This is a genomic window from Inquilinus sp. CA228 (assembly GCF_052078665.1).
GTDB lineage: Bacteria > Pseudomonadota > Alphaproteobacteria > DSM-16000 > Inquilinaceae > Inquilinus.
On the sequence record NZ_JBQJIK010000153.1, the window covers coordinates 1 to 6,773 of the forward strand.

Here is a 6,773-nt window from a genome sequence, read left to right on the forward strand (position 1 = left end):
CATTTCCACCCCGACCACGCGCTGGGCAATGCCGCCATCGCCGGGCCGGACACCACCGTCGTCGGCCACGCCAACATGCCGCGCGGCCTGGCCGCCCGGGCCGACACCTATCTCATCGGGCTGCGCCGGGCGCTGGGCGACGCCGCCGCCGGCACCGAGATCCTACTGCCGACGCTGCTTGTGCGCGACCGGCTGTCGCTCGACCTCGGCGGCCGGACGCTCGAGCTCAAGGCCTGGCCGCCGGCCCACACCGATGCCGACCTGACCGTGCTGGACACCGCGACCGGCACGTTCTTCGCCGGCGACCTGGTGTTCCTGCAGCGGGTGCCGGCGATCGACGGGTCGCTGCGCGGCTGGGTCGACGCCATCGCCGGGTTGCGGCGCGAGACCGGGATCGCACGGGTCGTTCCCGGCCACGGCCCCGCCTCGGCCCGCTGGCCGGATGCGCTCGACGACGAGGAGCGCTATCTTCGCCTGATCCTGAGCGAGACCCGCGCGGCGCTGGCCGCCGGGCGCAGCCTCGACCAGGCGGTGGCCACGGTCGGCCGTTCCGAGCGCGGCCGCTGGCTGCTGTTCGACGACTACAACGACCGCAACGTCGCCACCGCCTATACCGAGCTGGAATGGGAGTAGGAAGGATGGCGAGGGGGAGGACATGATGCCGAAGCACGCCGCAGCGCTGGCGCTGATCGCCCTGATCATCCTGTCGGCCCCCGCGCGGGCCGCCGACGAGGATCCCTGGCCCGACCTGAAGATCGCGATCTTCGGCGACAAGGCGGTCGCCGACGGCAGCGGCTTCATGCGAGTCGAGGCGCCGCAACGCGCCTATGACGCGGCGGTGGTGCCGGTGACCATCCGCTTCGACGGCGGGCACATGCCCGGGCGGATCCGCGCCGTCACCCTGGTGGTCGACAAGAACCCGGCCCCGGTCGCCGCCGTGTTCCGGCTGGGCGACGGCATCGCCGACCCCACCATCGGCACGCGGGTGCGGGTCAACGAATACACCAACATCCACGCCGTGGCCGAGACCGAGGACGGGTCGCTGTTCATGGCCGCCGTCTTCGTCAAGGCGGCCGGCGGCTGCTCCGCCCCCGCGAGCAAGACGCCGGACCAGGCAGAGGCCCATCTCGGCGAGATGCGGACCAAGAACCTGGACGCGGCGCAGATCGGCGCCCCGAGCCGGGTCGAGCTGCTGATCCGTCATCCGAACTATTCCGGCATACAGATGGACCAGATCAAGCGCACCTATGTGCCGGCGCGGTTCATCGAGACCATCGAGGTCAGCTATGACGGCACCAGGCTGCTGCAGGTCGAGGGCAACATCTCGCTGAGCGAGAACCCGGTGGTGGAGTTCAGCTTCACCCCGACCGAGACCGGCCGGCTGAGCGCCACGGCCAAGGATTCGGACGGCGCCGTGTTCACCGGCGCCTGGCCGGTGCCGGCGACGATGTGAGGCGGGATGCTAGAAGCAGCGGAAGTCGGCTTCGATCTGCGCCAGGCGCAGCGTGTCGACCATGGTCTTCAGCATCGTCATCTCGCGGAAGATGCCGGCCTGGTCGCCGGTGGCGAACTGCATGCGCAGCACCGTCTCGGCCTTCTCATAGGCGTCGTACGGCATGATCGAGGAGACCGCGTCGATGCTGCAGGAGCATCGTTGCAGCATCTCCTGCGTCTCGCCGTTGCTGGCCATGCAGCCGATCACATAGTCGGCCACCACCGGGGTCGGATAGTCGTTCGCGCGCGCCGGGCCGGGCGTGGCGAGCAGCGCCGGGGCAAGGAGGGCGAGAACCGCACAGCCCTTCATGGCGATCGCTCCGCAGTCGCGTCGGGCGGCCAGCAGAGCAAAGCGGCGGCGGCGGGTCAATTCGTTCCAAGGAACGAGACCCCATGACCGGCGCGGTCCCCGCGGCGCTGGTGGCCAGCCTGCTGACCGCCGTCTCCGGCTATACCGGCTATGCCGTGCCGGGCGACCCGCCGGTCGTGCTGATGCTGCCGCATGCGGCGCTGGAGGCCATGGCCTGCGACCATCCCTGCGCCGTGATGGGCTATGCCGAGCCGAACGGCAGCATCGCGCTCGACGACCGGCTGCGCATCGGCACCGACCCGGCCGACACCAGCATCCTGGTGCACGAGCTGACCCATTTCCTGCAGCGCGCCGCCGCCGGCGGGGCACCGGCGGCCGATTGCGACGCCTGGCTCGAGCGCGAGCGCGAGGCCTATGACGTGCAGTACCGCTGGCTGCAGGACACCGCAGGGTCGATGCGCGAGTTCTCGATTCGCCTCACCCGCCTCGGCACCCATCCGATGATCCCGCCCTGCCGGCCCGGGCAGCCCCTGCCCTGAGCGCCGCCGCCGGATGATTGGGCTGTCGTCGTGGAACTATTGCCCTCGTTCCTGAACAAGCGCGGCCGCCGCTTTCTTTCGCGCCGCAAAAATCCGATCGAGGCGGCGGTTCCACTGCCACGCCATCCGCCGCGGCTCCTCCTGCCCTCGCACTGTTGACCAGCACGCGAAATCAATATTTGAAGATTGTACCTTGGTATAATCCAAGTATTTTGTTCGCAGTTGCGAAATTCCGATTTCCTACCAAAGAACAATACGATTTTGTGTGTTTGCAATTGACTGGGATTTGGATGTCTTCGCAAAGTGATGGCGGTCGTCATCCGAATGAAGCACCAACCGGCCCGGACACGAGGCCATCACGACCGGGCCCGATGGCTGAACGACCGTCGAGGCGGACCTCCGGCATGCCGACGGCATCGCCGCGGGTCCCGCATCGCGATCAATGGGAGGATAGCGAATGCCCAGATTGCTGCGCGTTTCCGGGACCGCCTTGGCGCTTGTGCTCGCGCTGGCGGCCGTACCGACGATTGCGTCGGCCAACGACGAGCTGCTGAAGCTGCAGAAGGATCCCAACCAGTGGACCCAGCCGGCGGGCGACTACGCCAACACCCGCTACAGCGCGCTGAAGCAGATCGACACTGCGAATGTGAAGAACCTGCAGGTCGCCTGGACCTTCTCGACCGGCGTGCTGCGCGGCCATGAAGGCGGGCCGCTGGTGCTCGGCGACATGATGTACATCCACGCGCCGTTCCCGAACACGGTCTATGCCCTGGACCTCGCCAACAACGGCAAGATCGTCTGGAAATACGAGCCGAAGCAGGACCCGAACGTCATCCCGGTGATGTGCTGCGACACCGTCAACCGCGGCGTCGCCTATGGCGACGGGATGATCTTCCTGCACCAGGCCGACACCACGCTGGTGGCGCTCGACGCCAAGACCGGCAAGGTGGCGTGGAGCATGAAGGACGGCGACCCGACCAAGGGCGAGACCGGCACCTCGGCCCCGCTGGTGGTCAAGAACCTGGTCCTGATCGGCAATTCCGGCGGCGAGTTCGGCGTCCGCGGCCACATCTCGGCCTACGACACCAAGACCGGCAAGCTGGCCTGGCAGGCCCATTCGATGGGGCCGGACGCCGACACGCTGATGGACCCGGAGAAGACCACCGCGCTGGGCAAGCCGGTGGGCAAGGATTCCGGCATTTCCACCTGGCAGGGCGACCAGTGGAAGATCGGCGGCGGCACCACCTGGGGCTGGATCTCCTACGATCCGGAGACCAACCTGATCTATTACGGCACCGGCAATCCCAGCACCTGGAACCCGGTGCAGCGGCCCGGCGACAACAAATGGTCGATGACCATCTTCGCCCGCGACGCCGACACCGGCATGGCGAAATGGGTCTACCAGATGACGCCCCATGACGAATGGGACTATGACGGCGTCAACGAGATGATCCTGACCGACCAGAAGTTCGGCGGCGCGGACCGCAAGCTGCTGGTCCATTTCGACCGCAACGGTTTCGGCTATACGATGGACCGCGTCACCGGCGAGCTGCTGGTGGCCGAGAAATACGATCCGGCGGTCAACTGGGCCAGCAAGATCGACCTGAAGACCGGCCTGCCGGAGCGCGACAAGAAGTTCTCGACCGAAGCCAATGGCGAGGACGTCAACTCGCAGGGCATCTGCCCGGCGGCGCTCGGCACCAAGGACCAGCAGCCGGCGGCCTTCTCGCCCGAGACCGGCCTGTTCTACGTGCCGACCAACCATGTCTGCATGGACTATGAGCCGTACAAGGTCGCCTACACCGCCGGCCAGCCCTATGTCGGCGCGACCTTGAGCATGTATCCGGCACCGGGCGGCGACCATCTCGGCAACTTCATCGCCTGGGATGCGGAGAAGGGCAAGATCGTGTGGTCGATCCCGGAACCGTTCTCGGTGTGGAGCGGCGCGCTGGCCACCGCCGGCGGCGTCGTCTTCTACGGCACGCTGGAGGGCTATCTGAAGGCGGTCGACGCCAAGACCGGCAAGGAGCTGTACAAGTTCAAGACCCCCTCCGGCATCATCGGCAACGTCAACACATACACGAGCAACGGCAAGCAGTACGTTGCCATCCTCTCCGGCGTCGGCGGCTGGGCCGGCATCGGCATGGCGGCTGGGCTGACCAACCCGCAGGAAGGCCTCGGCGCGGTCGGTGCCTATCAGTCGCTGTCGCAATACACCCAGCTGGGCGGAACGCTGACCGTGTTCGCCCTTCCTGACTGAAGCCTCCCTGTGCCTCGGAGGCGGGCTTCGGCCCGCCTCCTTCTTCTTCCCCCCTGCCAAGCCCGACATGCCACATCATCCGAGAGGATCGAGGATGCCTTTCCGTGTCTTCCTGTTCCGCACCGCCCTCCTGACCGGCGGCCTGATCGCGATCGGCGGCTTCGCCGCCGCGGGCTTCGCCCAGGACAAGAGCAGCGACCCGGCGGGGCAGCAGCCCGCGGCGAATGCGCCCGCGGCACCGGCGGCCGAGGGAGAGGAGAAGCCCTACAAGATCGCCGCGGACGGCACGGTCGAGTGGCCGGTCTATAACGGGTTCCGCCGCTACAACGGCATCTGCTACGTCTGCCACGGGCCGGACGGCGAGGGCAGCAGCTTCGCCCCCAGCCTGGTCGATTCGCTGAAGACGCTGTCCTTCGACCAGTTCATGGACACGGTGGTGAACGGCAAGCAGACGGTGAACACGGCCAGCGACAAGAAGATGCCGGCGCTGGGCACCGATCCGAACGTGATGTGCTACATCAACGACATCTACGCCTATCTCAAGGCCCGGTCCGACGGCGCCGTGGGGCGCGGCCGGCCGGCCAAGTTCGAGAAGAAGTCCAAGGATTACGCCGAGGCGGAAAATGCCTGCATGGGGACGCCCGGTTAGCATGACCGCAATCACGAAGCGGTGGCGCGCCGCGGCGCTGGCCCTGCTGGCCGGCGCCGTGCTGCTGTCCGGGCCCGGCCGGGCCGAGCCGCCGCGGCCGGAGGCGATCGACCGCTCGGCGCTCCGGGTCTGCGCCGACCCGGCCAACCTGCCCTTCTCCGACGACAAGGGCGGGGGCTTCGAGAACAGGATCGCCGAGCTCCTGGCCGAGAAGCTGGGCGTGCCGGTGCGCTACACTTGGTACCCGAACTCGACCGGCTTCCTGCGGATGACGCTGCGCGCCCGGCGCTGCGACCTGGTGATGGGCATCGTCGCCGGGGCCGACCTGGTGCAGAACAGCAACCCCTATTACCGCTCCGGCTATGTGCTGGTGACGCGGCGCGACGACAAGCTCGACAACCTGAGCAGCCTGGCCGATCCGCGGCTGAAGACGCTGCGCCTCGGCATCACCGCCGGCACGCCGCCGGCCAACCTGGCGGCGCGCGACGGGCTGATGGCGCAGGCCCGGCCCTATCCGCTCTATGTCGACAGCCGCTACGACTCGCCCGGCAAGCAGATGATCGACGACCTCGCGGCCAAGCAGATCGACGTCGCCGTGCTGTGGGGTCCGATCGCCGGCTATTTCGCCAAGGCGCATGGCGACACGCTGGTGGTGGCGCCGCTGTTGAACGAGTCCAGGGACACAAGGCTCGACTTCTACATCACCATGGGCGTGCGGCCGGGCGAGAGCGACTGGAAGAACCGGATCAACGGGCTGATCCGGGAGAACCAGGACGCGATCTCGGCGATCCTGAAGGAGTACGGGGTGCCGCTGCTGGACGCCCGTGGCCAGCCGATGCTGTGAGCACGCCCCTGCTCCGCCTCGCCGCCCTGGCCCTCTGCCTCGCTGCCGGCCCGGTTCTGGCACAGGTGGCGGAGCCCGATGACTACCGGATGGAGAATTACCGCGCGCCGGTGCCGGCGACGCTGCAGGGCGCCACCGTGGTCGACGCGGCGTCGGTGGAGACGCTGATCCGAGGCGGCCCGGTGGTGGTGATCGACGTGCTGCCGCAGCCGCCGCGCCCGGACAAGCTGCCGCCGGGGACGCTGTGGCGGCCGCCGGAGCGGCGCGACATCCCGGGCAGCGTCTGGCTGGCCAACACCGGCTATGGCGCCCTGTCGGCGGAGATGGAGGCCACTTTCCGCGACGCCCTGGCGGCGCTGACACTGGGTGACCGCGCCCGGCCGTTGGTGTTCTACTGCGACGCCGAATGCTGGATGTCCTGGAACGCCGCCCGGCGCGCGGTGGCCGAGGGCTACACCGCCGTGCACTGGTTCCCCGGCGGGGTGGAGGACTGGACCGCCGGCGGCCGCCCGACCCTGCCGAACGCGCCGCTGCCGGTGAAGTAAGATCGGCTTATCGGGATAGGGGGAAGCCTCGCGGCTCCCCCCTCCCACACCACCGGACATACGGGTCCGTATCCGGCGGTTCGGGGGATTAAGCGGTGAGCGGGTCGGCGACGGAGGCGAGGCCGAGGGCCT

The 6,773-nt window shown here is 68.3% G+C and carries 8 protein-coding genes; 7 read left to right on the forward strand and 1 reads right to left on the reverse strand.

What is annotated here, in order from left to right:
- The coding region (locus tag ACTOWL_RS37400; protein WP_441326387.1) for an MBL fold metallo-hydrolase at window positions 1-633 on the forward strand (633 nt) is incomplete at its 5' end.
- 25 nt (window positions 634-658) lie between these two features.
- Window positions 659-1,453 (forward strand): quinoprotein dehydrogenase-associated SoxYZ-like carrier, encoded by a 795-nt coding sequence (locus ACTOWL_RS37405; protein ID WP_441326388.1) that lies wholly within the window; start codon window positions 659-661, stop codon window positions 1,451-1,453.
- A gap of 9 nt (window positions 1,454-1,462) precedes the next feature.
- Here ACTOWL_RS37405 and ACTOWL_RS37410 read toward each other — a convergent pair whose 3' ends face one another.
- On the reverse strand, window positions 1,463-1,804 hold the full coding sequence (locus ACTOWL_RS37410) for a hypothetical protein (protein ID WP_380313864.1): 342 nt from the start codon (window positions 1,802-1,804) through the stop codon (window positions 1,463-1,465).
- A gap of 83 nt (window positions 1,805-1,887) precedes the next feature.
- Here ACTOWL_RS37410 and ACTOWL_RS37415 point away from each other — a divergent pair, with 83 nt between their 5' ends.
- The 5 genes from ACTOWL_RS37415 (at window position 1,888) to ACTOWL_RS37435 (ending at window position 6,641) form a co-directional block, all read left to right on the forward strand.
- Window positions 1,888-2,343: a hypothetical protein gene (locus tag ACTOWL_RS37415; protein WP_441326389.1), complete on the forward strand. Its 456-nt coding sequence runs from the start codon at window positions 1,888-1,890 to the stop codon at window positions 2,341-2,343.
- A 457-nt stretch (window positions 2,344-2,800) separates the two neighbouring features.
- A complete protein-coding gene (locus ACTOWL_RS37420) occupies window positions 2,801-4,603 on the forward strand; it encodes a methanol/ethanol family PQQ-dependent dehydrogenase (RefSeq protein WP_441326390.1) in 1,803 nt (600 codons plus the stop codon).
- Between the two features lie 94 nt (window positions 4,604-4,697).
- Window positions 4,698-5,252 carry a c-type cytochrome, methanol metabolism-related gene (locus ACTOWL_RS37425; protein WP_441326391.1) on the forward strand — a complete coding sequence of 185 codons (555 nt, stop codon included), beginning with the start codon at window positions 4,698-4,700 and terminating at the stop codon, window positions 5,250-5,252.
- A 1-nt stretch (window position 5,253) separates the two neighbouring features.
- Entirely contained in the window at window positions 5,254-6,096 is an 843-nt protein-coding gene (locus tag ACTOWL_RS37430; protein ID WP_441326392.1) for a substrate-binding domain-containing protein, read from the forward strand.
- Entirely contained in the window at window positions 6,093-6,641 is a 549-nt protein-coding gene (locus ACTOWL_RS37435; RefSeq protein ID WP_441326393.1) for a PQQ-dependent catabolism-associated CXXCW motif protein, read from the forward strand. The genes ACTOWL_RS37430 and ACTOWL_RS37435 overlap by 4 nt, the downstream gene beginning before the upstream one ends.
- Window positions 6,642-6,773 lie beyond the last annotated feature (132 nt).